Source organism: Pseudovibrio japonicus, from assembly GCF_014651595.1.
In the GTDB taxonomy this organism is placed as follows: Bacteria; Pseudomonadota; Alphaproteobacteria; order Rhizobiales; family Stappiaceae; genus Pseudovibrio; species Pseudovibrio japonicus.
This window is the reverse complement of sequence record NZ_BMXE01000002.1, coordinates 130,204-155,209: the sequence shown is the minus strand read 5'-3', so window position 1 is coordinate 155,209 and position 25,006 is coordinate 130,204. Positions and strand designations below refer to the sequence as shown.

Annotated in this window: 27 protein-coding genes and 1 tRNA gene; 15 read left to right on the top strand and 13 right to left on the bottom strand. The window is 50.6% G+C overall.

The genetic code is table 11. The annotated features are described in order from the left end of the window. Positions 1-167: 167 nt before the first annotated feature. From IE076_RS05430 to IE076_RS23060, 4 genes are all read right to left on the bottom strand, one after another. On the bottom strand, positions 168-773 hold the full coding sequence (locus IE076_RS05430; RefSeq protein ID WP_189435773.1) for a GNAT family N-acetyltransferase: 606 nt from the start codon (positions 771-773) through the stop codon (positions 168-170). A gap of 161 nt (positions 774-934) precedes the next feature. Beyond that, positions 935-1,204, bottom strand: coding sequence for a 50S ribosomal protein L27 (gene rpmA / locus IE076_RS05425; protein ID WP_189435772.1), 270 nt, complete (start codon positions 1,202-1,204; stop codon positions 935-937). Between the two features lie 46 nt (positions 1,205-1,250). Continuing rightward, the gene (gene rplU, locus IE076_RS05420) at positions 1,251-1,826 is read right to left on the bottom strand and encodes a 50S ribosomal protein L21 (RefSeq protein WP_189435771.1); all 576 of its coding nucleotides are present in this window, start codon (positions 1,824-1,826) and stop codon (positions 1,251-1,253) included. A 521-nt stretch (positions 1,827-2,347) separates the two neighbouring features. Continuing rightward, complete coding sequence (locus IE076_RS23060; protein ID WP_371871475.1) at positions 2,348-2,584, bottom strand: SH3 domain-containing protein; 237 nt, start codon at positions 2,582-2,584, stop codon at positions 2,348-2,350. 791 nt (positions 2,585-3,375) lie between these two features. On the opposite strand from IE076_RS23060, the gene IE076_RS05410 reads away from it, so the two are divergent. The 14 genes from IE076_RS05410 to IE076_RS05345 all read left to right on the top strand — a co-directional run bounded on the left by IE076_RS05410 (position 3,376) and on the right by IE076_RS05345 (position 19,012). Continuing rightward, positions 3,376-5,370 (top strand): methyl-accepting chemotaxis protein, encoded by a 1,995-nt coding sequence (locus tag IE076_RS05410; protein WP_209008884.1) that lies wholly within the window; start codon positions 3,376-3,378, stop codon positions 5,368-5,370. A 165-nt stretch (positions 5,371-5,535) separates the two neighbouring features. After that, positions 5,536-5,625 (top strand) — tRNA-Ser (locus IE076_RS05405). 1,156 nt (positions 5,626-6,781) lie between these two features. After that, complete coding sequence (gene cysQ, locus IE076_RS05400; protein WP_189435769.1) at positions 6,782-7,591, top strand: 3'(2'),5'-bisphosphate nucleotidase CysQ; 810 nt, start codon at positions 6,782-6,784, stop codon at positions 7,589-7,591. Between the two features lie 66 nt (positions 7,592-7,657). Further along, positions 7,658-8,566: a sulfate adenylyltransferase subunit CysD gene (cysD, locus tag IE076_RS05395; protein ID WP_189435768.1), complete on the top strand. Its 909-nt coding sequence runs from the start codon at positions 7,658-7,660 to the stop codon at positions 8,564-8,566. Beyond that, a complete protein-coding gene (gene cysN / locus IE076_RS05390; RefSeq protein WP_189435767.1) occupies positions 8,567-10,468 on the top strand; it encodes a sulfate adenylyltransferase subunit CysN in 1,902 nt (633 codons plus the stop codon). A gap of 276 nt (positions 10,469-10,744) precedes the next feature. Further along, positions 10,745-10,915, top strand: coding sequence for a hypothetical protein (locus IE076_RS05385; RefSeq protein ID WP_189435766.1), 171 nt, complete (start codon positions 10,745-10,747; stop codon positions 10,913-10,915). Positions 10,916-11,325: 410 nt separating this feature from the next. Next, positions 11,326-12,066, top strand: a complete 741-nt coding sequence (locus tag IE076_RS05380; protein ID WP_189435765.1) for a hypothetical protein — start codon at positions 11,326-11,328, stop codon at positions 12,064-12,066. Beyond that, positions 12,033-13,106 carry a glycosyltransferase family 4 protein gene (locus IE076_RS05375; protein ID WP_189435764.1) on the top strand — a complete coding sequence of 358 codons (1,074 nt, stop codon included), beginning with the start codon at positions 12,033-12,035 and terminating at the stop codon, positions 13,104-13,106. Before IE076_RS05380 ends, IE076_RS05375 begins: the two co-directional genes overlap by 34 nt. Further along, positions 13,081-14,106, top strand: coding sequence for a glycosyltransferase family 4 protein (locus IE076_RS05370; RefSeq protein WP_189435763.1), 1,026 nt, complete (start codon positions 13,081-13,083; stop codon positions 14,104-14,106). The genes IE076_RS05375 and IE076_RS05370 overlap by 26 nt, the downstream gene beginning before the upstream one ends. A 41-nt stretch (positions 14,107-14,147) precedes the next feature. Continuing rightward, positions 14,148-15,272: a hypothetical protein gene (locus tag IE076_RS05365; RefSeq protein WP_189435762.1), complete on the top strand. Its 1,125-nt coding sequence runs from the start codon at positions 14,148-14,150 to the stop codon at positions 15,270-15,272. Beyond that, positions 15,272-15,799, top strand: coding sequence for an acyltransferase (locus IE076_RS05360; protein WP_189435761.1), 528 nt, complete (start codon positions 15,272-15,274; stop codon positions 15,797-15,799). Before IE076_RS05365 ends, IE076_RS05360 begins: the two co-directional genes overlap by 1 nt. Before the next feature lie 14 nt (positions 15,800-15,813). Beyond that, the gene (locus tag IE076_RS05355; RefSeq protein ID WP_189435760.1) at positions 15,814-16,851 is read left to right on the top strand and encodes a polysaccharide pyruvyl transferase family protein; all 1,038 of its coding nucleotides are present in this window, start codon (positions 15,814-15,816) and stop codon (positions 16,849-16,851) included. Then, positions 16,839-17,912, top strand: a complete 1,074-nt coding sequence (locus IE076_RS05350) for a hypothetical protein (RefSeq protein ID WP_189435759.1) — start codon at positions 16,839-16,841, stop codon at positions 17,910-17,912. Before IE076_RS05355 ends, IE076_RS05350 begins: the two co-directional genes overlap by 13 nt. Further along, the gene (locus IE076_RS05345) at positions 17,900-19,012 is read left to right on the top strand and encodes a glycosyltransferase (RefSeq protein WP_189435758.1); all 1,113 of its coding nucleotides are present in this window, start codon (positions 17,900-17,902) and stop codon (positions 19,010-19,012) included. Before IE076_RS05350 ends, IE076_RS05345 begins: the two co-directional genes overlap by 13 nt. A gap of 344 nt (positions 19,013-19,356) precedes the next feature. Here IE076_RS05345 and IE076_RS22630 read toward each other — a convergent pair whose 3' ends face one another. Genes IE076_RS22630 through IE076_RS05335 form a run of 5 tightly spaced genes read right to left on the bottom strand, consistent with a single transcriptional unit; the run spans position 19,357 to position 21,207 of the window. Beyond that, positions 19,357-19,521 (bottom strand): hypothetical protein, encoded by a 165-nt coding sequence (locus IE076_RS22630; protein ID WP_209008883.1) that lies wholly within the window; start codon positions 19,519-19,521, stop codon positions 19,357-19,359. Positions 19,522-19,548: 27 nt separating this feature from the next. Then, the gene (locus IE076_RS22625; RefSeq protein ID WP_209008882.1) at positions 19,549-19,716 is read right to left on the bottom strand and encodes a hypothetical protein; all 168 of its coding nucleotides are present in this window, start codon (positions 19,714-19,716) and stop codon (positions 19,549-19,551) included. Continuing rightward, the gene (locus tag IE076_RS22620) at positions 19,713-20,522 is read right to left on the bottom strand and encodes a type I restriction enzyme subunit R domain-containing protein (protein ID WP_209008881.1); all 810 of its coding nucleotides are present in this window, start codon (positions 20,520-20,522) and stop codon (positions 19,713-19,715) included. Before IE076_RS22620 ends, IE076_RS22625 begins: the two co-directional genes overlap by 4 nt. 9 nt (positions 20,523-20,531) lie before the next feature. Further along, on the bottom strand, positions 20,532-20,747 hold the full coding sequence (locus IE076_RS22615; protein ID WP_209008880.1) for a hypothetical protein: 216 nt from the start codon (positions 20,745-20,747) through the stop codon (positions 20,532-20,534). Then, positions 20,707-21,207: a type I restriction-modification system subunit M N-terminal domain-containing protein gene (locus tag IE076_RS05335; protein WP_189435757.1), complete on the bottom strand. Its 501-nt coding sequence runs from the start codon at positions 21,205-21,207 to the stop codon at positions 20,707-20,709. The genes IE076_RS22615 and IE076_RS05335 overlap by 41 nt, the downstream gene beginning before the upstream one ends. Positions 21,208-21,260: 53 nt before the next feature. On the opposite strand from IE076_RS05335, the gene IE076_RS05330 reads away from it, so the two are divergent. Then, positions 21,261-21,515, top strand: coding sequence for a hypothetical protein (locus IE076_RS05330; protein ID WP_189435756.1), 255 nt, complete (start codon positions 21,261-21,263; stop codon positions 21,513-21,515). A 969-nt stretch (positions 21,516-22,484) separates the two neighbouring features. On the opposite strand, the gene IE076_RS05325 is transcribed toward IE076_RS05330, so the two are convergent. From IE076_RS05325 to IE076_RS05310, 4 genes are all read right to left on the bottom strand, one after another. Beyond that, positions 22,485-22,661, bottom strand: coding sequence for a helix-turn-helix transcriptional regulator (locus IE076_RS05325; RefSeq protein WP_189435755.1), 177 nt, complete (start codon positions 22,659-22,661; stop codon positions 22,485-22,487). 95 nt (positions 22,662-22,756) lie between these two features. Continuing rightward, positions 22,757-22,936 carry a hypothetical protein gene (locus tag IE076_RS05320; RefSeq protein ID WP_189435754.1) on the bottom strand — a complete coding sequence of 60 codons (180 nt, stop codon included), beginning with the start codon at positions 22,934-22,936 and terminating at the stop codon, positions 22,757-22,759. Then, positions 22,896-23,570, bottom strand: a complete 675-nt coding sequence (locus IE076_RS05315) for a hypothetical protein (RefSeq protein ID WP_189435753.1) — start codon at positions 23,568-23,570, stop codon at positions 22,896-22,898. Before IE076_RS05315 ends, IE076_RS05320 begins: the two co-directional genes overlap by 41 nt. Next, entirely contained in the window at positions 23,567-24,859 is a 1,293-nt protein-coding gene (locus IE076_RS05310) for a tyrosine-type recombinase/integrase (protein WP_189435752.1), read from the bottom strand. Before IE076_RS05310 ends, IE076_RS05315 begins: the two co-directional genes overlap by 4 nt. Between the last annotated feature and the right edge of the window lie 147 nt (positions 24,860-25,006).

Below are 25,006 nucleotides of genomic sequence, written 5' to 3'. Positions count from 1 at the left end.
GGAGAAACGCAGCACGCCCCGATGCCCAAATGCAGACAGGAAGAATGCATTAGGATCACATACGCGATCGCTGGTTTCTGTGGTTGATGACAGGCAGATACAGCCAAACAACAATCACGCTGCCAAATGCAGGTCGCAATAATTGCAACCTGCTCATCTGGCATCACTTAACCAGCGTAACCCCATCGCATATTTGCGATCCATTGGGCGCGGGTTAGTGTAAAGCGTGTCGCATCCACCACGGCCTTTGCGCCGAGAGAATGCAGCTTTGTCGTTCCGTCCTGCTTGAAGCCGCACTTCGTCAGAACACGGTGCGAGGCAGGGTTGCTCACACGGCAAGAAGCGGAGAGCTCCTTAACGCCGTTGGAGAACGCGAATTCAATAACAGACTGAACAGCTTCTGTCGCATATCCCTGGTTCCAGAATGGCTCGCCCACCCAGTAACCCAGATGCACTGCACCAAAGTCCTCAGTAAGCGGATTGAACCCGATAGCGCCAATAATGCGGCCAGTGTTCATCATGCGGATCGCGAACGTCGCCTGATTAGGGAACTGAACTTCACACCGTTTCACCAGCGCTTTAGCGTCTTCACGCGTAAAGGGATGCGGCATGTTCGTCAGCTTCTCAGCGATCCGACGGTTGTTGGCCAAAAACAGGATGTCGGCCACATCATCCTTGCGCGCTCGGTCGATGACGAGACGCGCGGTGTCCTGCGGCGACCCGGCCGCAAAGCAACTGCTTTCTTCTGGGATCTCTTCGTATTCAACTACCATGGTCTTTACTCCGGTCTTGCTGCCCGTCCCCACAGGGCAAAGAAAAAGGGGAGGATGGCGTCCCATCTTCCCCTTATCCTGATCTTAATGATCTTGACCGGATTTTCCTAAATCCGTCGGGGTCTGATGAGACGCCGACGATTTGGAATATCACGTCAGCGTTACTCGGCGGCTAGCGCCACCGGCATCACGTTGATAAATGTTCGGCCGTTGCGTTTCTCTTCGAATGCAACTTTGCCTTCAACGGTCGCAAAAATGGTGTGATCTTTACCCATGCCAACGCCTGCGCCAGGATGCCACTTAGTGCCACGCTGACGTGCAATAATGTTGCCAGGAATTACAGCTTCACCGCCGAACTTTTTGATACCAAGGCGACGACCAGCTGAGTCGCGACCGTTGCGGGATGAACCGCCAGCTTTTTTATGAGCCATAACGAAGTACTCCTCGTTTAATCTCTAGGACAGTAACTTGCGCGAATTACTTCGCTGCCAGTTCCTTAGCCTGTTCAACCCAGTTATCGCGTTCGAAGCGGCCTTTGATGCCTTGCTCTTCTTCAACGCGGGCGATGTCTTCAGCAGAAAGAGCTGCAATCTGTGCGTAGGTAGAGATACCTGCAGCATTCAGCTTTTTCTCAATTGCTGGGCCAAGACCCTGCAATTTTTTCAGATCGTCGGAACCTTCAGCAGCTGGTGCAGCAGCAGCTTTCTTAGGAGCCGCAGCTTTTTTAGCTGGCTTCGCACCACCGGTCAGGATGTCAGTGATTTTCACGGTTGTGAAAGCCTGACGGTGACCGTTGCGGCGACGTGAGTTCTGACGACGACGCTTTTTGAAGATGATGATCTTGCGATCACGACCCTGCTCAACAACTTCTGCAGTTACAGAAGCGCCTTCAACAGTTGGTGCACCGATAGTGGTATCCGCATCGGAACCAACCATCAGAACTTCGTCAAATACGACGGTCTCACCAGCTTCGGCAGAAACTTTTTCGATCTTCAGAAGATCGTCAGCAGCAACAGTGTACTGTTTGCCACCTGTTTTAATGACTGCGAACATGCGCATGTCCTTCTTATCTTAGCGCACCCTTTGGCGTCGCAGTAACCTGCGAACTTTGGCGACCGTTTCCTTTATGCTCTAGGAACGTCCCGTTTTTGGGAAGTCGACCGCAAACTCTGGAAAAACCAGAAGGCGGTTTCGATGTCTTGCCTCGGACAGCGCGGAAAAGCGGGTATCCCGCAATTTTTTGAGCTGCTGGAATATACGCAGACATTCTGGAATGTCAACGCAGAATCTCATCATATTATCAGAAATGCGCATGGCGAGATTGTGGGGCTGCGTAGATGAAGTCGAAGCCATTTTCAGTAGATTAGGTGGCCGTTGAGCTGAATGCGCCAAAGTCGAGGAAAAGCTCAGGTGGGTATCGCAAAAGCCAGGCAACCAAGCAATTATCCATGTAGCAGAAGAATAAGTAGATTGAACTCAGATGTTGGTATGCGTGGCCAAAAGAAACAGGAGAGTATTGCTCAGCTTTCTGAGCCGTCCAACTTCGCATCGAACGGCTCAGAAACTATCAGTCATTAGCGCAGGTAGTACGCCTCATGATACTCTACAGAATCATTGATAGGTATCATATCAGCATAAGTACCTGTGTTTACGTCGATTCCATTTCTATGAATGTATCGTGCACTCACGTATCCTTGGATACCATGGTACGACACGAGGCACCATCTCCAGTCGCTTTGACAGGATCTGACCATTATAATGGAATCAGGCTCTAAAACCCTAATCACATCGTAGTCAGTAGAGGGGCCCATACGCATGTTGAGCCAGTACTGATCAGAGGTATTTGCTTCCGTCATGATCTTGACAAGAGCCTGTGACGAGACGGGAGTTAAAATGAAGGCTCCTGCGGCAAACAGGGCGCACAGTAGATGTGTCAACTTAGGCATTTCATGTCCTTTCATGGCCGTTTCTTAGCTTTATTTGGCCGTAAAAAGTTAGTGATGCCGCATCGGTAAAGTAACCTAGCCTAAATTGTAGGTGCGAACAATATCGCGTCTTTGGTCACTGTGTGTAATCAGCGTAATATATCCATAGTATTCGAGGAGAATGATTGTAAAAGGTGTAGTAGTCTTGCGTCACATTGTTTACGAGAACTTGTCCCTTTCATGGACCTATAACTCAGCATCTCATCGATTACTCGTATATTCGCTGCAATGCTTTTGAACCTCGTTACTTATACAAAAGTATTGGTCTAATTGCTGCGTTAAGAGAGAGGGTGTGTAGCCAGATTCTATCATGATGATGAGGTTCACTTTTGAATGCCTGCTCATCTGCTGAAGTGATTCTTGCTGCCATCGCGACACAAGGCTTAGGAATACGATCCAATTGGTACGTTGAAATACTTATGTAGCGGGGTTTTAAGCCGTATTTTATGACAGGTTTAAGGATCGATAAACCTTCGCCAGCCAACATTATGCCAATGTGATTTGTGCATGTTCCATGCAGGTGCTTGGGGACGGCAGGCGCCAAAGTGGACTGCATGTGACAAACCGCGATTATTGTCATCAGTTGATTAAAACCGCACGCGTGCGGGGGGCATAAAATGCGCATTCCAAAGTTCGCCTGGATCTATTCCGTCGTAACGAGAGTTACAGCCCTTGGGTTGTTGCCGATACTCGTGTTGAGCGGAGCTCTGATTTTTCTCTTACAAATGAACAGCCACAACGCTGAGTTTCAGAAGAACACGCAGACCCATAATCAGTTGATGCAAAATGCGCTCGCAATCAGCTCGGCGACGGACCGTATGCGCGCAATTGGTGGCGAGTTCCTGCTGCATCCAGATGCGAAGGCCGCAGAAGTTGCAGCAACGGAGCGTGAGCGCGTCGTTGTCCTGGTTGAAGAAACACGGGCCTTACAGGTTCCAGGCATAGAAGATGAGCTCTACGATAACTTGGAAGGATACGCCTACGGTTTCTCAGAGACCTTTGGTGCGGTGGTCGAAGCGACCCTAGAGCGTGGAACCAGCTCGGACGGCGGCCTCATTTCGGTTCTTCAGCGCGCAAGCTCCTCCATGCAGATTGAAATCAACAAAGCGCGGCGGAAGGCGAACGTCAGCAAGGACACCCAGCGCGTCGCCGGTTTGCTCAAAGACCTTCAGGCCATGGAATGGACCATCGGTGTTGATGGCTATGAAACTGAAAAGAGCACATTCAAGAGCCGCATCGAGCAATTTGGTATGGTTATTCAATCTGCCAAGATGCCAAAAGAGACTTCTGAAGCCGTGAAAAAGCTTTGGGCAACCTACACTGATACGCTGCAACAAATTGAAGTCCTGAATGCCGATATTCAGGAGGAGATGGTTTTCGCTCTGGAGCAACTGGACGAAATGATCCCAGCCGCTCAGCAACTCAATGACATTGGCGCAGCAGGTCAGGCCAAGGCGAAAGCTCTTCACAGTGCAGCCTCTGCAGCGAGCATGCAGCGTTTCCTGTTGCAGGCAGCCGCCATGGGCTTTATCGGGCTGATGATTGCCGGCTATATCGCATGGCGTATCTCACGCCCGCTTGCAAATCTGCACAAAGCGATGAGCATTCTGGCAAATGGTGATGTTTCAATCAATATCGAGGGTACAAAAGGCCGGGACGAGTTCGCCAAAATGGCGAAGATTCTGGAAGTGTTCCGCGCCAATGCCATTGAACGAAACCAGTTGAACGAAGAGCGCGACAAAGACAACAAGCTCCGTGAGGAACGTGAGCAAAAAGTTGCTGTTCTGGTACGAGAGTTCGAAAAGGCTGCAACCGCAGCAGGTGATGGGTTTAATTCTGCGATCCAGTCACTGCATGACGCATCCTTCGCATTAAATGTCACAGTAGAAAGTGTTTCCGACAAGGCTGTAAAGGCAGGCGAAGCTGTCAGCCATGCCTCGACCTCTGTGGCAACGGTTGCATCCGCCAGTGAGGAAATGTCTCTCTCTATCAGGGAAGTGGCCTCTGAAGCGGTAAACTCCAAAGAGGTTGCCGATGAAGTTGGCAATCTTGTCGTCAACACATCCAAAACAATTCAGGAATTAGCATCCTCTGCTTCTCGCATTGGACAGGTCGTCAACCTCATCAAGGATATCGCAGACCAAACCAACCTTCTTGCGTTGAATGCCACAATCGAGGCTGCCCGTGCAGGCGAAATGGGTAAAGGGTTTGCCGTTGTGGCTTCTGAAGTGAAGCATCTGGCAAATCAGACAGCCACTGCAACAGAAGAGATCTCACAGCAGATCCACGCGATCCAACAGGTATCCACGGACGCTGTTGGTTCCATTGAAAATGTGGCCAGCATGATGGAAAAGCTGTCTACCAGTTCATCCGCAGTGGCCGCAGCAGTGGAACAGCAGTCTGTAACAGTCTCCGAGATTGCCCGGTCTGTAACCGATGCCTCTGATCAGTCTCGTATCGGTGAGACCGAAATGGTTGAGGTCGCCAACACGATTGAGAACTCCACTAAAACGGCGGAAGACATCAACAATCAGGCTGACAATATCTCTGGTGAGGCCGATCAGTTTAACCGCTCTATCAAAGCCTTCCTCGAAGACGTTCAGGCAGCTTAGACTTCTAAAATGAGTATTGAATTCAACGCAGTGGGCCAGCCACTGCGTTTTTTGTTGCCAACCGCCGTGTCAGCTGTGAGTTATCTGCGGCATAGAGACTGCAGGGCTTGCCCAAACGAAAGCTTCTTTATATGGTCCCGCAAGCCTCAACACGAGGCATAAGCGGGAGAGTTGCCGGAGTGGTCGAACGGGGCGGTCTCGAAAACCGTTGAGCGCGCAAGCGTTCCGAGGGTTCGAATCCCTCACTCTCCGCCATTTTTATTCATAACTTATTGAATTGATATTATAAAACTATTAGGTCTATTGCTAACCCATCATATCACCCATCATCTGAAAAGTTCTTGATTACTAATTCACCGACGCAGGTAAGTGGTCATACACACTTCGCGTAACGAAGTTCTTGTTTATCACAGCAACACTCGTAAATGCCCATGAACTTGACCTAACGATTGAGGGCATGGTTCATCTCCCTTGTGATCTGTTACCTCTGAATGGATTTAAATGATGAGGGGGTGGCTATGAACATATTGGGTTGAGGTGAGCAAGTCATCCTTTTGTTGGAAGGCGTTTGAAGGAAACTTGCCGATCGTGTAGAGAGCCAAACGCTCTAGAAACACATATTCGTTGCTTACTTACTCAGTGAAAGATCTCTGTCTCAGCCCGGTAGAGTCTGATACACAAGTCTTTCAAAGATCGCAAAATTTTGCAATTCTCCTCGTTGGTGTTCTGATGTGAGCAGTTATTGCCTGTGCTGTGGAGACGTTGGTCAGTTTCTCCCAGTCTTTGCCAAGCCTGTGGTAACTGCTAATCTAGGTTAATGTGGGCTTGATGACCCAGCTCTTAGGAAGACATGTGAAGCACTTTCTGGCATGTGAGTACTTAATTATTTCAAGTGTCCGCGTTCCATCAACAGCCAATGTAAGGCAGTTTTTGTCGCTGGAATGGCCCTCATTAATGGTGAGTAGCACACCACCGAGCGTTCAAAGGGGGCATGATCAACTCAACAAACCTCAAACCGCGAATTCAAAGCGAACCGTTTGTAACCTAAAAGGCGAGAGTTGAGAGCCGAATGAACTTTGCAACGTAACTTTCAAATGATGTTCAAACCGACCTAATGCGTACAAAGGGGCAGGAGAAAACAACCCAGATTTGCTAATCTTGGCAAAATCATCAATTTCAATGACCGGATTGAACAACCAACTCCCGATCAAAAAAACTGCTTAAGAAAATACTCATACACCAAATCTGGGAATAACTCGTAGTCAGTAGAATAAATCAAAAATAAGGTTCTATATACATAAGTCGAGAAGGGCCTTTTTGCCTAAGAGGCTGGTTCGAAATACGTTGCATTTTATCGGGGCGAGATGTACCTCTCTTTGCCAAATCCAATGTGGCTCTCAAAAGAAAACTCATGCTAAATATTTTTAAGAACTCTGCGCATGCGGCTGGCTGCGAGATTTTGCGAATCTACGAAACAGAATTTGCTACCATGGAAAAAGATGACGGCTCTCCGGTTACCCGTGCAGACGAGGCAGCAGAGAAAGTTATTCTACAGAACTTATCTGAAGCTTTCCCTGAAATACCCGTTATCGCTGAAGAGGAAGTTGCTGCGGGGCGCATTCCAGTGATTGGCGACAGATTTATCCTCGTTGATCCGCTTGATGGCACTCGGGAGTTCATTAATCGCAATGGTGAGTTCACCGTCAACATCGCCTTAATTGAAAATGGGGCACCTGTGTACGGTGTGGTTTATGCTCCAGCGCTCAGAAAAATCTACTGGGGCGCAAAAGGAGAAGGTGCTTTCATGGCAGAGGTAACAAATGATGCGATCGGACCTGCACATCCAATCTCGTGCCGACCAGCGCCCAAGGCTGTAATTGTCTTCGGTAGTCGGTCCCATATGAGCCAGGCCACACAAAAAATCGTCGACCGATGCGACGGAGCAAAAATGGTCTCAGCAGGCTCTTCCTTGAAGTTTTGCCGCGTAGCAGAAGGCAAAGCTGATCTCTACCCTCGCCTTGGCCGAACCATGGAGTGGGATACAGCTGCAGGCCATGCAGTTGTTTTGGCAGCAGGTGGCAAGGTTATAGTCGAAGGCGGTGCCCCGCTTGCATACGGCAAGCAGAACCAAGTTTCCGATAGTGACTACGCAAACCCCCACTTTATGGTTGTCGGCGATGAGAGTATGATTTCCCAGTATGGTCTAAGCTCAAACTGGTAGACTTAAGAATTTCAATTAGCAGCAGCTGAATTGATAGTTAAGATAGATATTGAGTTGGAGACCCGAATGGGGACTGATCAGCTATCGCACTTAAAGCGATTAGAAAACGAAAGTATTCAGATTATTCGCGAAGTTGCAGCCGAGTTCCGCAACCCGGTTATGCTGTATTCCATAGGTAAAGATTCAGCTGTGATGCTGCATTTGGCCCTTAAAGCCTTTTACCCCGCCAAACCGCCGTTTCCTCTTCTCCATGTGGATACCACATGGAAGTTCAAGGAAATGATCAGCTTCCGCAACGAAACTATCAAAAAACACGGGCTTGAACTAATCGTGCACACGAATCAGGTTGGCGTTGAGCGAAATATCAATCCGTTCGATCATGGTTCTTCCAATTACACTCATATTATGAAAACCGAGGCGCTGAAAGAAGCGCTCGATAAATATGGCTTCGATGCAGCATTTGGTGGTGCGCGGCGTGATGAGGAGAAATCCCGCGCCAAGGAGCGTGTGTTCTCGTTTCGCAACTCATCCCATGCGTGGGATCCGAAGAACCAGCGCCCCGAATTATGGTCCCTTTATAATGCCCGTGTGTCGCAAGGCGAATCCATTCGTGCCTTCCCGCTTTCCAATTGGACTGAGCTAGATATTTGGCAATACATCTTGGCCGAAGAAATCGACATTGTACCGCTCTATCTGGCGGCCAAACGACCTGTTGTGGAACGTGGTGGCACATTAATAATGGTTGATGATGAACGTTTGCCACTGCAGCCCGATGAACAGGTGCAAGAAAAATTGGTTCGTTTCCGTACATTGGGCTGCTATCCACTTACCGGTGCCATTGAATCCAGCGCTGACAGCCTGCCGGAAGTGGTGCGCGAGATGTTGATTGCCCGAACTTCGGAACGGCAAGGACGCCTGATTGACCACGATGATTCAGCCTCCATGGAGAAAAAGAAGCGCGAGGGGTATTTCTAAATGAACAAGCGTGAAGATTTCTCCAAAGAGACAGCGTTTGCCGAATACATTTCTGGTCAAGAGAACAAAGGGCTATTGCGCTTTTTGACTTGTGGCAGTGTTGATGATGGCAAGTCCACCCTCATTGGTCGCCTACTTTATGATACCAAGTTGATCTTCGAGGATCAGCTTTCGGCATTGGCAAAGGACAGCAAGAAGCACGGCACTGTCGGTGAGGACATTGATTTAGCCTTGCTAGTCGATGGACTTGAGGCTGAGCGCGAGCAAGGCATCACCATTGATGTGGCCTACCGCTTCTTTGCTACCGACAAACGCAAGTTTATTGTCGCCGACACCCCTGGCCATGAGCAATATACTCGCAACATGGCGACTGGCGCCTCTACTGCTGACCTCGCGGTGCTCTTGGTCGATGCCCGCAAAGGCATCATCACCCAGACCCGCCGTCATGCTTTTATTGCATCTCTCCTGGGGGTGCGTCATGTGGTTCTGGCGGTCAATAAGATCGATTTGGTGGATTATAGCCAAGATCGCTTTAACGAGATCAGAAAGGATTTCGAGCAGTTTGCAGCTTCGTTTGCCTTCGAGACTTCCATTGCGATCCCGCTCTCAGCCCGTTTTGGCGATAATGTCTGCGGCAAGAGTGATAACCTTAACTGGTTTGGTGGCCCAACACTATTAGGCCACTTAGAGGACGTGGAAACCGCTCATGTCAATGCCGAAACTCCTTTCCGCCTCCCTGTACAGTGGGTCAACCGTCCCGATCATACCTTCCGTGGATATTCGGGCACGGTGAGTGGTGGTACCGTACGTGTGGGAGATAAGGTAGTTGTTTCCAGTTCCGGCAAAACCTCCATTGTTGATCGGCTGGTGACGTATGATGGTGATTTGGAGGAAGCTATACCAGGGCAGGCGATTACACTAACGCTTAAGGACGAAGTAGATATTTCCCGAGGAGATGTCCTGGCGACCAGTTGCAACCGGCCTGAGGTCTCTGATCAGTTCGCCAGCCATCTCATCTGGATGTCGGAAAACTCACTTTATCCCGGGCGCCCGTATCTGTTGAAAATCGGCGGCAAGACGGTGAATGCAACTGTCACCGAAATTAAGCATAAGATCGACGTCAGTTCACTGGAGCATCTGGCAGGCAAGCAGCTCGACCTTAACGAGATTGCGTTCTGCAACATCTCCCTGTCGCAGCCCATCGCCTTCGATCCATACGAAGTTAATCGCGAAACCGGTAGCTTCATCCTCATCGACCGCATGACTAATGAAACAGCAGCGGCAGGTTTAGTGTGGTTTGGCCTCAGACGTGCCATCAATGTGCACCGGCAGGCACTGGATATTAACAAGGCTGCCCGCGGAGAGCTTCTTAACCAGAAGCCAGCGGTGCTTTGGTTTACCGGCCTATCTGGTTCAGGAAAATCGACAATTGCTAATGCCTTGGAAAAGAAGCTCTATGATCTCGGAAAGAAAACTTACGTCCTAGACGGCGACAACATACGACATGGTCTTAACCGCGACCTTGGCTTCACCGAAGCCGACCGTGTCGAGAATATCCGCCGAGTTGCTGAAACTACCAAGCTGTTTGTCGATGCTGGTCTCATTACGCTAGTTTCGTTCATTTCGCCGTTCCACTCCGAGCGCGATATGGCACGAGAGCTCGTTGAAGACGGTGAATTTTACGAGGTCCATGTAGACACTCCGTTTGAGACTTGTGCTGAACGCGACCCTAAAGGGCTTTATGCCAAAGCGAAGGCGGGCGAAATCAAAAACTTCACCGGTCTTGATAGCCCATATGAGGCTCCGGCAAATCCAGAAATGCGTGTCAGTACTCAGGACAAGACTCCAGAGCAGTTGGCTGACGAGATCCTTCACCGCCTACAAAGCGATGGTGTGATTTAAAGTAATTATCGGGTACCTACATATAGCAGGGGCAGCTTGGCTTCCCCTGTTTACTAAGGCCTTTTGCTTGAAGTTTGAATCTTACTGTTTCCCAAATGCGTTGATTTATTTTTCCTTTATTTGAGGAGACTCAAGCATGCCAGCACCGCTCTCTACTTACCTGAGAAGGTTGAGTCGTAAAGATTATTACAGCTCAGAATGCGGCTTCGATCTGGATAGATTTAGCCTGCGTGCGCAATGTACTGGCAGCAGGCCATTGGATTGAGTGAGCTCCTGATGTGCTATGTATTGGGAATGCGCAGGGGACGTTCCAAAAGACTTAGTTGGGACTATCTGCATGTGGCAATCGATGATGTTACCTGTCTTACTTATACGGACGTTGTGACCAGCGAAGCCCCTTATTTCACTGCAGCCTTTATCGCCCGCGCCTTGTGCCGGTTCCACTAGTAGGGCCTCTCAGTGCGGCGGTTGATGACGGACAATAGTTCCGACTGCATTGCAAAACTGTTTCGGAAAGTACCGCGATCGCTGCAGCTCAAGCACTTTCTCATCGGACCCTACACGCGCAAAACAAATGCAAAGGCCGAGCGCTTCATACGAGTAATGTTACGAAAATGAGTCTATGCCATTCCGTTTAAATCATCAAAAGATAGAAAGCTGGGGCTGCTTAGATGGGTGAACTGATACAATACACATCTCACGTAAACAAACATAAACAAAAAACGCTTTAGGCGAAAAACAGAACTATCCGATCAAAGTCCACAGCTAAAGAGGGCGCATTGCTGGTGCATCCCTGTTATCAATTTATTTTAAATGGTATTTCGAGAAGTTAATTTTAGCTAATCAGGTTAATGGAAATGCGGGAAGAACTCCCAAAAGTTTTTGTGTTCGTTGGACCGGAAAAAACCGGAACGACAACTATCTTTGATCTACTTCCGTTCACAAAAACGCCGAAGCAGAAAGAGATGTTTAACCTCTCACGGCGAAGGGATATGCGGGCGGAAGAAACGCGGATCAAATCTCAAATTTTGGCTAATGGAGAAGCATACATTGTTGAACCTACTTACTTTGTGAGTGATTTTGCACGTGAAGCCTTAGTCGAACTAGGGACGCGCTACGACCTGAAAGTGATCCACACACGTCGCGATCCGTTGGAAAGGACGGTATCCCATTACCTGCACCATAAAGCTAAGGGGCGGGTTTCAAATCCTATAGATGCAGTTTCAGCATATCCTGAGGTCGTCGAAGCGAGCCGATACGAAGATCATTCCGCTGGGTGGCGCGACGCTGTGGATCAATTCTATACGGTTCAGATTACAAGTGGGTCTGATTTCGCTGCTACTCTTAAAGGTTTAGGAATTTCAGCGAAAGATGCGGGGTTTCAGCAGTCCAACCAACGAATGGCACCTCGCAGCGTCGTGCTTGCCCGAATTGCCTCTTACTTGTGGCAGTGGCTTATAGCGCTAAGACTCAATCGTCTTGTGCCATTGACTCTGAAGTCGGTAATTAAAAACAGGATTTATTACGGCGGCAACAAAGTCGAAATTAGTTTAGAGGAACGCGAGTGTCTAAAACGAATGTTGTCGACTACCGCTTGATCTGTGTATCTGATAGTCGAGGTTTGCAGCGTTATACAGCGCGTTTGGCCAATGCGCTTGCAGCTACTGACAGAATGCGCTTGTCTGTGGCAGGGCAGGCCGCATTGATGCAACTTCTCGGCGACAATATTGAAATGATGGAGTTGCCAAAAGGACGCCGTTCACCGCGCACATTACTGTCGGTCGCGCGGGCGTTGTTCGGAAAAAAGAGCACTATTATCCACTATCAGGGTATAAATTTAATTACGTTAATACTGCTCTATATCGCGAGTCGCCTAGGATGGAGAACGGTACTCACTCCGCATAACGTTGCAACGCATTTCCCCAACCGCATTTATAATGCAATTAAATGGCGACTTTGGCGCGGTTTCGATATGGTTGTACTGCATACCGAGGCTGAACTTGAGTTGGTACCCGCCAACCTACGAGAACGCGTTGCGATAATTCCACATGGGGAATATGCCCCAACGAAGCAAGGCAATCCAGCGTCAGCTGATATCGTTGAAGCAGTAAAGACCCTAGGTGATTATGTGATCGCTCCCGGTTATGTGCGGGACGATAAGAATATTGATTACCTCATCGCGAACGCGTCTCTTTTCAAGAAAATTGGAATGACGCTGGTAGTGGCGGGGCGTAACCAAAGCAGCTTTTCCAGCGAGCAGATCGCGACCGCTGGGCGCTATTTCGACGGCTTCCTGACTGATGCGGATCTCGAACACTTGATTGCAAACGCCGCCGCTGTTGTGCTGCCCTACGATAAAGTCAGTGAAAGCGGTGTTCTGCATCAGGCGCTCTCAGTTGGCACGCCTGTTATCGCGAGCGATATCCCTGGGTTTAGAGAGCGTATCCGCGAGGGCGATAACGGGCTTTTTCTTGAAGAACTCTCGTCGGCATCTCTCGAAGCTGCGCTTGGCAAGCTAGCTATGATTGGCTTTGATTGCGCAAAAATCAGACAAGAACATTTGGTTGCGTTTTCATGGGATGCTATTGCTGAGCAACTAGTTGAGAAATTGGATGAACGTAGTCTATCTCACCAATAAACTCGTTAACGGTGGTGGAGAGCAGGTTTTATTGCACCTATTGCGGGGCGTTCGTGAGGCGGGCGGACAAGCATCGATATTGTTTCTTGGAACGCGAAATGCCATTGTGCCTGAGATCAGAGGTGAAATGGAGGCTGCAGGAGCATGTGTCGTTATGCCGAATGAAGTCGGCAAAGCTTGGTGCATGCTTCAAGCAGCGACTACCGTGCACCTTTACAACGTCAATGTTTATGTAAAGTTCCTACCAATATTCCCACTCATCTCCGGGCGTCAGGTGATTTGCCATGTCCACGGATCTGCTGAGAGCGCTAATCCCTGGGCGCGCCGGCTGTTTCGTGCACGATGGAATCCTTGTAAGGAGATCGTCTTCGTATCTGAAGCAGGTAGATCCTCTTGGGGTATAGCACGCGGCGAGGTCGTGACTAACCCGGTTATCTTACCTTTGAGACGTGACGGCGCCTTCGGAGAGACTGGCAACCGGTTAAGATTGCTTTCGGTCAACCGTTTAGTTTCGGTGAAACGTGTAGCTGCCCAGATCGACATTTTGGCTGCACTGCGGGAACGCGAGGGTTTCGATGCGACACTTGATATCGTGGGTGAGGGCCCAGAACGTGAGGCGTTGGAGGCTAAGGCAGAGACGGTCGGGCTTGGAACTGCATTGCGTTTCCTTGGACAGGTCGCCCATAATGACGTCTTGCAGCTTTACCAAAACTATGACGCTTTCCTTGCTACTTCATCGGCGGAGGGGCTGGGCATCGGTTTGATTGAGGCACTGGCAGCAGGATTGCCAGCCTTTGCCGCGCCAATCCCACCATTCCGTGAGGTCGCTGCAGTTGGTGGCGGAGTATCGTTTGTCGACCCTGATAACCCAGCAACTGCTGCTCAGACGATTGCGGCTGTGATGTCTACCTCTACGCCTTCCATTGCTGAAATCGCTGAACTGCGAGACACATTCGACGCCGACGCTTTTGTCACCCGGATTCTGGGGATGTATCTGTGATAGTCGCTCTAGTTGGTCGAGTAATGGGGCCAGCGTCAACGTTGGTCCTACTTGCCTATCTCGCCGGTTTCCCGCCCGCCTATACCGCTCAGTACGCGGTGCTCGCCGCCTATATGCAATTCGCTACAGCACCACTCAATCCTTATACCGAACATTTTCATTTACGAGAGAGGCTGAGCGGGCGTGCGGGCGGCTTCGGCGCCGGAATAGCAGGTGTCGTTGTGCTTTGGTTGACTTCTGTTGTTTTGGTGCTGGTGTTAGGCCAGAGCCTTTGGGTGTTGGTCGTCGTGCCGGTTCTCGGGATCGGTCACTTGCTTCTAAAGGTACAGGCAGCCCAGCTGCGCGCCAATCATCGTAACAGCTTGGCTGTTGCACTCGAATTTACTTTGCGCCCGCTCGTTCTACTTGTGCTCGTCGTTCTGCTATTTTTGGCAGCGGGACCCAGCGATGCCGGTTTGCTATGGTCATTCGGATTAACTGGGCTGATTATCATCTTCGCAGCAATTGGCTTGGCTGGATTCGCGCAAAACACCATACCCGCCGTTGTATCAGCAACCTCCGGCAACGCTCCTGCAAACAGGCCGTCGTCTCCCTGGGCCTTCGTCTTGCTCGGGATGTTAATGGTGCTGGCGACGCAGTTCGAAATTTTTGCGATGAGCCGGCTAGCAGATCCCGAAACGCTCGCCAGCTACAAGGTTGCCTTGCAACTGGCGTCGGTCTGCGGTATCGCGACGAACTTCATTTTAGTCAACAACCTGCGCGAACTTTATTCGCATTCCACCACTTCCGATAGATACCGTCAGATATTCCGGAAAGTCCAGATCCAAACCTTATTTTTGAGCGCGGTATTTGCAGTGGGCTTCGCGTCTGCCGGGTTGCTCTGGCCCGTGCTTTGGGCACGCGAAATCTGGTTACTGGCTGCCGCCGCCGCTGCGATTTTCGCCGCCTCGGCCGCCTTCGGACCGCTTGCCAACTGGTTCTATTCCGTAGGCCGGATCCGCCCTATCGTGGGGTCGCTCGCACTGATGGTACTGGTCAAGTTGATGGCGGTTTCAGGATTGACCTTGGCGGGAGCAATCGGGCCTGCAAACCTACTGGTGGTCTACGGCTTGGGTGTGCTAACTCAGAATGCTTTTCTTTTGGTGCTAAAAGCAAGGATGCGGTGATGATTCGAGCATTAATAGGCCGATGGCCACGGTTGGCAATCCGCCGTAAGGGAGGGAAGATCAGTACGACAAGCCGCATTGTATCGCTTAATGCATGGTCCTGGCTAAATCGGCTTGAGATTGGTGACCACGTCTATATCGGTCCCAGCGCGCGCCTCTTTGCGCTCGGCGGGATTACCATTGATGAAGGTAGTATCGCCGGACCAAACCTTACAATCTACACTTCAAACCACGATTTCTTCGGCACTGCAACCATACCTTATTCGAATGAAACGATCTCAAAAAAAAACGTCGCTGTGGGCAAAGGTTGTTGGCTCGGCGACAGCGTGATTTTGTTGCCTGGCACCGAGCTTGGTGATCATTGCCTTGTAGGTGCTGGCTCGGTGGTGCGTGGGACCTTTCCCGCTGGGTCGATCCTGCTCGGGAACCCTGCAAAGGTCGTCAAAACGCTTAGTAAGATACAACTCGCTGCAAAGCACGATGGCCTCGCGCGGGGCGCATTTCTATTAGCTGGGCGGCAAGATTGAACGGAGAGACGGCAGTGAAAAAGGTTTTCCTCGAAGCCACTTACGGTATTGGGAATTTTGGTGACGACCTGCTTTGGAGTCTGTTCCGCGAACAGCTCATCGCGCTCGGTTGCTCGGTGACAATCGGTGGAGACATTCGACGTGCAGGTGCGGAGGCTGGAGAGATCGACGTTCACCGCACCGACGTAGTCGGGAAGGCGCGTGTCATAGCAGGGGTTGATTTCGTGGTGATCGGCGGAGGCGGTCAGTTTAACGATAACAGTTCTCGCAGCGGCGGTGCGCATCTAGCTATTACTTTTGCTCTGTCGCGACTGTTTGGACGGCGCATTTTGGTCTGTGGCACAGGCTTCGGCCCGCTTTCGAAGCCCTTTGCCCGGCGTTTATGGCGGCTCCTTGCACGCAAGACCAACAGCGTTTACGCATTGCGAGAAGCTGAGGGGGTCATCGCCTTCGAAGAGCTCACTGGACGCGATGCCGTCCTCTGCTGTGATCCGATCTTTTCCGAGTTTGCACGCCGCGCACTCAAGCTCGATCAGTTAGCCGAGCAGCGGGCTGCGCATCCGCCATTACCCAGTGCGCCGGGTTTGATTAACTTCCGAAACTTCCGGCGCAACACGGAGGCTGAGTTGGTGATCGTGGGCGAATTACTGGCAGAAGGTCATGCGCTTGAAGGTTTGTCTGCAGATGACCGCGGTGATCTCGGCACTGATGAGCTCCGCGTTCTCAGGATCGAAACCTTGCATCCATACCGCGGTGTTGCGCCCTTCCTCGATACTCTCGTTGCAGCGCCTTTCGTGGTGACCCAGAGGTTTCATGTGTTGTGCGCATGCGCCATTCTTGGCGTGCCAGTGGTACCGTTGGTCTACGCCGAAAAGATGCGAGATTTTTGCCTTTGGATGGGCCTGCCTTTTGTTACTACCGAAGACACTGATCCAAAGCAGATTCGCAGCGCAGTGCGCGCCGCGCTCGACAATGGGCCTGTTGATCAAGCGCGACTGATGGAAAGGGTTGATCCACTCGAATGGCTTAGGAGGAATGCATGGAAAGCCTAAGTTTTTTTGCCATCGCGGTTGGTTCGCTTCTTGCTTTAGCCCGTCGCTGCTCGCACACAGGCGGACGGCTACAGCATTTCGAACTATTGGCGGTCTTGACTATTGCCGGAGTGGCTTTGGCTGCATCGTTTGGGGTGTTTATCGGTCCCGTTGGTGATGCGGCTCGCTACCACGAAACAATAAACGCATGTTTTGGTTCGACTCCGCCCTGCGGCGAAAAATTACACGAGATAATATGGAGTGTACCAGCCTCGATTTTCGGTCCCGGCTGGGGGTTAATCTACGGTTTCGCAATAGCGAATATTTTTTTACTTCTTTCGCGTGCTTCTGCCATTTCATGGCGTAGACCAGTGGTATCTCTTTTATTTCTTTACTGCGCCTATCAAGTTGGGAATGGTATGGCGGAGGGGACATATGTTCTGCTCCTTGCTGTTTCGATCATAGCGTTGGAAAATCGAAATTATAATGCGGGAGCTATAAGCATGTTTGGTGCTTTAATTGCTCATCTGGGTAATGCTCCGTTCGTTGTTTACTTACTATCAGCACCGCGTGGACTACCTATTATTTTTTTGGGGACAGGGATTTCCGCGACGGCTATCGCGATCTGGAAACAAATTGGTCTAGAAGATCTCTATGGCATTATTGGAAAGGCTGGCGCTCTAATTTCACAAGAAGCAACGATATCTGCCATTGAGGCTAAAGTCAGGGTGTCGATCCAAGATGCAGGCACCTCCTATGCGGAGACACTATTACATATGGGCTTCCCTTTTTCCCTAAAGGCGGTCGCTTATTCTGTTTGGCTTTACCTTTTCCCAATTGCTGCGAGCGTTGGGATATTTGCGCTTGTACTTTTTCTCTTAAGCGCAACCTTCACAGTTGCCCAATTATGGTTATCACGAAAGAATCCGCTGCTTCTGATAATTGTCATTCTGTCGTTTCTGATCTTCGCTCCAGCCACCTTTACCCCCGGAATTGGGATCAGGCACAAGGTTCCTGTCTTTATTTTCTTACTTTTGGCACTTAATTCTAAACACATAGTACAGATGACATGGCGAAAATAGCAATTGTTGCAACCGATTCCTGGTATGTCTGGAACTTTAGAGCTGACACGATCCGACGCCTGGTCTCCGATGGCTATGCTGTTACGGTCTATAGCGGTAACCGTGACTATCTTGATCACCTTTCCGCGCTCGGTACCCAAGTTGAGTATCTCCCACTAGATGGCCGACGGGTGCGGCCGCTACGAGAGCTGGGAGTACTCCTGCGCTTCATCTGGCGGCTAAAGCGCGACAGCCCTGACATAGTGCTGTCGTTCAACCCTAAAGCCAATCTGTATACTGGGCTGGCACGTCATTTGGTGCGGTTTGGTTGGATCGCCAATATCTCAGGTCTTGGTGTTCTTGGCGAAATTTCTGGCTTTTGGTCGCTTCTGGTACTAAGGATCTTTCGCATCGCGTTCATTCATGTCAACCATTGCATATTCCAAAACGAAGCAGACTTGGAAGCTTGGAAAGACGCAAAAATAGTTCCAGCGGATCTGTCCTCTCGGCAATTTGGTACCGGCGTCAATCTTTCCGAATTTGCTTGTGTACAACCTCCCGAAGGAGCGTTGAAGGTGATCTGCATCGCCAGGCTTCTAGAGAAAAAGGGTATCGGCGAATATATTGAGCTTGCCAAATCAGTACGATCCAAAGCACCTAGAATTGACTTCCTACTTGCTGGCAATCACGTTCCGGTCAGCCACGGAGGCTTTCCAGCGGAAAAGATCGCTGCTGCTGAAGCGGCTGGCCACATTCAATACCTTGGTATGCTTGAGGATGTGCAGCCACTGTTATCTGGGAGGACTGTTGGTTGCCTCTTGACACGCTATAAGGAGGGTATCCCGCGCAGTATGATTGAATTTCTCGCAACTGGACGGCCAATTTTAATCTCGTCGTTTGATGCGGCTACTGATTTAGTTCCAGATCAAAGTAATGGGCACATCGTCGCCGTGCAAGAATCCAATTGGTTAGAAACTGCATCAGATTACATTATGGATTTGGAAGAAAACCCAGAACAGTATCAAATCTTATGCTGCAACGCTCGCGCGATGGCGGAGACGCGTTTCGATGGGAATGTTGGTATCGAGGAATATCTCAAACAAATCAAAAACTTACTATAAGTATTGATGAAATGACTTCAGAACAGCGAAGAGGCATTGTCTCGATAGTTCAGTACGCTCTCTCGAACCCAACCTGCGATTGATAGCCTGGCGCACTATCAAGTAAGGTGAGTTCTATCTCAAGGTCTACGCCAGTGTGCCAGAGGCCTGAAAATCCAATAGGTAGTACGTCGCCGTTTATAACCAGAAGTGTCAATGTTCCTCAATAGATCTCTTCCTAGTGTGAGAGCTCGTTCTCCAGAAACGGAAACGCAGAGAAAATTTGCAAAAATCTGTCGACATAATACGCTGCGCCTCCCGCACGGAGGGAGGGTGTTGGAAAGAACCTATGCAGGCGAGGGGTGTTACCTGAGGGCTCGTCCCTGTTCACGCTTGAGCAAATCGAAAACGATATTCGCGAAAGACTCACCCTTTTGCGGATCACCAAGGAGTTGCAGCATCAGCTTCTGATGAATGTCTCCACTCTCGATGATCGCTTCCTCTAATGCCTCTGTGAAATCTCCGATCATGGCCTGTTCACGAGACTTGTTTTCAACCTACTTCATGACACGGGTGTTTTCTCTAACTTTGTCGGTCACAGTGTGTGCATAGTTCAGTCGATCATCTGTATCGAATAGCTCATTTAGTTTCGCAATGATCTGGGAGAGAAATTCTTCTTGCTTGTCCTTGGATTTGCCCGTGCCAAGGTCGCTGGCTGGTTTCAAACCCTCGGCAGCATCATCTTCACCGGTGTCCTTCTTGAAGATCTCAAGCCCATCCTTCTCTCTTTGAAAGTTTTCTCCGTGTTGGCAACTCGAACCGCGTCACCGGTCTTCTTAGCTCGTTCAAGTACATCGTGAGCGGCAGCATAGGCACTCACGGCTGACTGATAGCGACTGGTCCAGCGTTCCACGGCTGGCTTGCAGATGTTGGAGAGGGCGGCGTTGCTCTTGTTCTTTTGGTAGAAGGCCTGTGCGAACTGCTCCACCTCGTTCCACTGAAAGATGCCGCTGTTCCGCAACTTCTCAAAAATCTCAAAGACCAGATCCGGGTCGGAAACACCTGTCAGAGTAGCTGTCTGGTTATACTCTTGGAAGGCATGCAGCACATCATCCGGTTCGTTGAAGAAGTCGAGTACGAACGTACCGGACTCTGCTTTGCCCGGATAGGTGCGGTTGAGACGTGAGAGCGTCTGCACACACTCCACCCCTGCCAGCTTCTTGTCCACGTACATGGTGCAGAGTTTAGGTTGGTCGAAGCCTGTCTGAAATTTGTTTGCCACGATCATGACCTGATAATCATCGCTCGCAAATGCCTTGCGCATGTCCCGACCCTTCAGGCCGGGGTTCATGTTGGTCTCTGTAAACTTTTCACCAATCAGGCCTGCACTGTTGGGGTCATTGTCGGAGAACTGCGCCTCGCCGGAGAAAGCAACCATTGCCTGAATTTTGTCGTAACGCATCTCCTTGATGTACTTTTCGAAGGCCATCTTGTAGCGCACAGCTTCCTTACGAGAGCTGGTCACGACCATTGCCTTGGCTTACCCGCCCAGTAGGCCCATTACGTTGGCTTTGAAGTGCTCTACAATCACCTGCACCTTTTGCGAGATGTTGTAATCGTGCAGACGCACCCATTGGCCCAGCTTTACCTTAGCCTTTTTGCTCTCTACCTCATCATCACTACTTTGGGCTTTGAGGGCCAGCTGATAGGCGGCTTCATAGCTGGTGTAGTTCTTCGAACACCAGCCCCATTTCATGGTTGGAGATCTTCGCTGGACTCAGATTCGCCTCACGCACACGCTGGACAACTTTGTAAAGCAGGTTGGCCTCGGCCAGCTGAGCAATGAGCTCAGCTAACTTGAAGTGCTCGAAGATTTCGCGGGCGTCCCTGGAAAAGCCCTGGATATAGCTTTCCAGATTGTCCTTGATGCCAGCTTCGCCCAGTTTGGAAAGATCCATCTTGGATGTGTTGTAAAAGCTGATCCCCGCTGCGCGGGCAAGCAGCTTCTCCTTGGCCTCCTCCGGCATCTCCGTTGCCAGAACTGTCTCCGCCTCTTGCAAGAACCCAGCTTTCGTAGGTTCCAAAACGCATTCTAAGCGCCGCAGAAGCGTAAACGGCAAAATGATGTGGCCATATTGACTCTGTTTGAAATCACCTCTCAGCAGGTCCGCCAGAGACCAGATGAAAGAGGCGAGGTTATCTGAGTTTTGAGACATGCGAGAATTCCGGGCGCGCCGACGAGCGCAGCATTTGTAACAGATGAAATGAATTGTTGGAGACAATCTTCGAGATAGCTAACTACAAAGCAACCTTTGTACAAGGAACCGAAGGGGAGGGAACAATCATAGATTTTGCGCAGCAAAAACAAATGTTGAGCGCAAAAAAAAACGCCCGCAAACGGTGGTTTTGGAGAGTCTTTTCTCAAAATGCAGACTCAAAAAAATCGGAGAGCTTCTTTTTTTTATTTGTTGGGAAAAGAAAAAGGGAGAAAAATCGTAAGGCCCTGCAGACTCTCCAACTCTGAATGCCTGAAGCACACTCACACCGGATGGGAGACACCTGCCCCCAAAAGCTGACTCTTGCGGTGGAGGAGGGGCAGGGAGCTTGCAGAGAGTCCGTGCTGCAAACAACGAACTCAGTGCAGATGGAGACTCTGTTTCCCAATCATGTGGACGAAGAGGTTGCAGAAACGCCCTTGGTCTCTCTGACTCTAAGCGCGCTGCAGCTCTCTCACATGGGATGGGAGCCTCATGCCCCAAAGGCTGACTCTTGCTGCGGAGGGGGCCGGAAGCCCGTTGGCAGTCCCTGCTGCAAACAACAAGCTCAGTGCAGCCAGAAACTCTTATTTGCAAGCCATATGAATAAGAGATTGAAGGGGCGCCTACTGCCTATCTAATTCTGAATGCCCTGAACCTCTCTCGCTCTGACGGGGAAAGGTCGTGCATTCAAAGGCTGACTCATGAGAGGATGAAGGGCAGGGAGTTCGCGGAGAGGATGGAATGCCAAGGAGCTCGCTGATAGACTCTGCAAACGCAACGAAGTCCGCGTCATCAGAGAGTCTAATCCCACCGCAAAAAAAAGAACCGCCTACTGACTCTCTAACTCTGAGTTTGTGGCCCCGTTTTTTTTTCTTTGTTGGCCCTCAGTACCCTGCGCTTCGCTGCCCGATGGAGAGGGATGTTGTTTCCGGGTATAGAGCGACAAGCCCCGAGCTTTTTGCCCGAAGCTTGTCTCTATACCCTTGGAAGTCGTGTCCGCCGGAGCCGGGACGCCGCCTCGGGTCTCTTGGTCAAAACCAGTGCCAAGAGTTGCTCCCTACTTTAATTGAGAGCTGGTGCTCTCGTGACCGCACCCCTCGGAGCTTTCGAGCCGGGGTTGCTGTGCGCGGTACCCCACAGTACAGCAAAACGTGCTAAGCACGCGAACAGCGCTGCCGTCGTAACCGACCACTGTCCTGAATGTTTTGGTGAAATTGTGAGAAACCTCACCCGCTCTATTTGAGCGAGGCCTCCCAAGCTTCGATTTCTGAAAGACGCCAGCGAGAACAGCCCTCAGTCAGCTTGATGCATTTGGGGAAATTCGGCTTTTGCCGATGCCAACGCCATATGGTGGGACGAGCAACGCCCCAGCGTGCGGACAGCTCTTTGTCCGAGAGATAGTATTCGTTCATAGTGCCCCCAAGCTGTTTCAAACAGGAGTCACCATGAACGTGTGTTTTATGAAAATCCGCCCCAGTAACCATTGGATAGTTTCTGGGGCGTTCTTCTAGCTGGTTTTAGGGACGTTCAGAATGCGTGCCAAATACGAGCCTGAGTGCTTGGATATGGCACCTTTCATGCCATAGTCATCATAGACCATGAGAGCATCGGAAACGAATTCCACCATGCCTCCAGAACGTTCGGAGCTACCTGGCTTGTAGTGCGGGCTGAATTGCGGTCTTGCCACTGAGCGTCTCCCAGAGGTGAACGCATTCTCGCACGGCATAATCCTTGTAGGCATAGGAAGGTCGCCCACCTTTGGACGATTGCTTAAGAGCGGCTTTCAGGATGCTTCGCTCGATATGCCAGTCTTTTGAGTGCGCTTGGAGGTTTGATGGAGAAGGACCAAGTGCAAGGACGGCACGATCTCCGAGCCTACGGATATTTGGGCCAACACGCGCAGCAGTATCCATTATGAGCCGTCTGGTGCTGTATGGCATCAGTGCTTTCGCTTCCCGCCAAGATTTAAGGTCGCGGTCATCTATGGCTTGGATTGCTTGTTTGATTAACGCAGAGCCACTGTGCTTGTGGTCGTATAAGATGAGAGGCTGCCCATCTTCCCGAAAGGACCGTCCGTCCCACGAAGCGTCCCAGGCGCAGTAGTCGCGGATCGCATTATCAGTCGCCTCGACCGCGGCCTCAGCGGTGATCTGCTTGTAAACGAGAGTCTTTCTGGTGATTTCCGGAAAATGGCGTTCGACCACCTTCCAAAGCTGTTCATCCTGGTAGGGTGGGGCCAGCGGGTTCCCATCTCCCGTTTCCGCGTAGAGATCATAAGGGGTTAGCATTTTGGGTGGTGAATATTCATCGTCATCGGTCATGTCCTCCTCCTGAACTCCACGACACTTGAACTGGGGTGGGCGTGCAAAAACTCATTCCAGGAAACGAGTTGCTGACGTCGGCGCTCGAGCAGGTCAGAGCGCTGATAGGCGCGCTCCACATCACTCCCGGTTTTGTGAGCGAGCGCCATTTCGGATATCTCTCTTGGGTAGTTGTTCTCGGCCGCCCAGTCTCGAAACGTTGATCTGAGCCCATGTGGAACGGCGGGCAGGCCGGACCTCGGGTCTAGCCAACCGTCCGTGCCCCTCTTAAGCTCAGAGGCGTGCATACTCCTCATAAGGCCGGAGAGATCATCGTCATGCAGCGCGCGGCCTTGCGGCGCTGCAAACACATAGGGGCTATTCGCGTGGTGCGGTACTGCCTTAAGCAAAGAGACCGCATAATTGGTGAGCGGTATCCGGTGTTCAACTCTGGTCTTCATGCGCTGGGCCGGAACCGTCCATATGCGTCTATCGAAGTCAAACTCTTCCCACACAGAGAGACGCACCTCGATAGATCGGCAGCAACAAAGTATAAGGAGTTCAAGTGCTCTTGCTGTCAGGTCTCTCCGCTTTCGCAATGAGGCAAACCACGCTTGTACATCCGCTACAGCAACCGCAGGGCGGTGCGTTACCTTCTTGATCTTTGCTGGAGATGGCAGCAGTTCTTTTAGATTACCACCCCATTTCGCAGGGTTGTCGCCTGTGCGGTGACCATTGGCCTGTGCCCATGACAAAACCATCTCGATACGGCTGCGCAGCCTTGAAGCCGTCTCGGTCTTCTCTTCCCAGATAGGTTTGAGAACAAGCAAAACATCTTGTGTGGTGATGTCGTCAACAAGCATATCACCGAGCTCTGGGACCGCATAATTACGTAAAGTGCTGAACCATTGCTCCTTGTGCTTGTCGTTTGACAGTTCCGGAGCCTTTCGCTTCATGAAACGCTCAACCGCTACGGCAAACGTGAGGCCTCGTTTTTGCTCGGCAACTAATGCAGAGCGCTGGCGCTTGCGGTGCTGGATGGGGTCGATGCCTTGCTCAATAAGGGATCGGATCTCTCTGGCTTTATCACGCGCCTCCGCAAGCGAGACATCCGGGTATCCGCCAAGACCAATGTCTCTTCTCTTTTCGCCGATCTTGACGCGCAAGATCCAGCTGCGACCACCGGAAGGCAGGATTTGCAAGGCCAAACCCGTCACACCGCCAACAAAGCGCAGCATGTTGGATGGCCCTCCATGATGGGTGAGGCGCTTAATTTCGATCGCGGAAAGGGCGGAAACTTTTCTAGGCATTTATTCACCCATCATAAAACCCATCATAAAAAAAGTTATTGGATGATACAGTTAGTTGCGAGAAATGACAATGCAATTTGGTAATGCATTGAATTATAAAGTTATTATGATACTGGATGATAATTATAATTACACCGTTCTGGATCC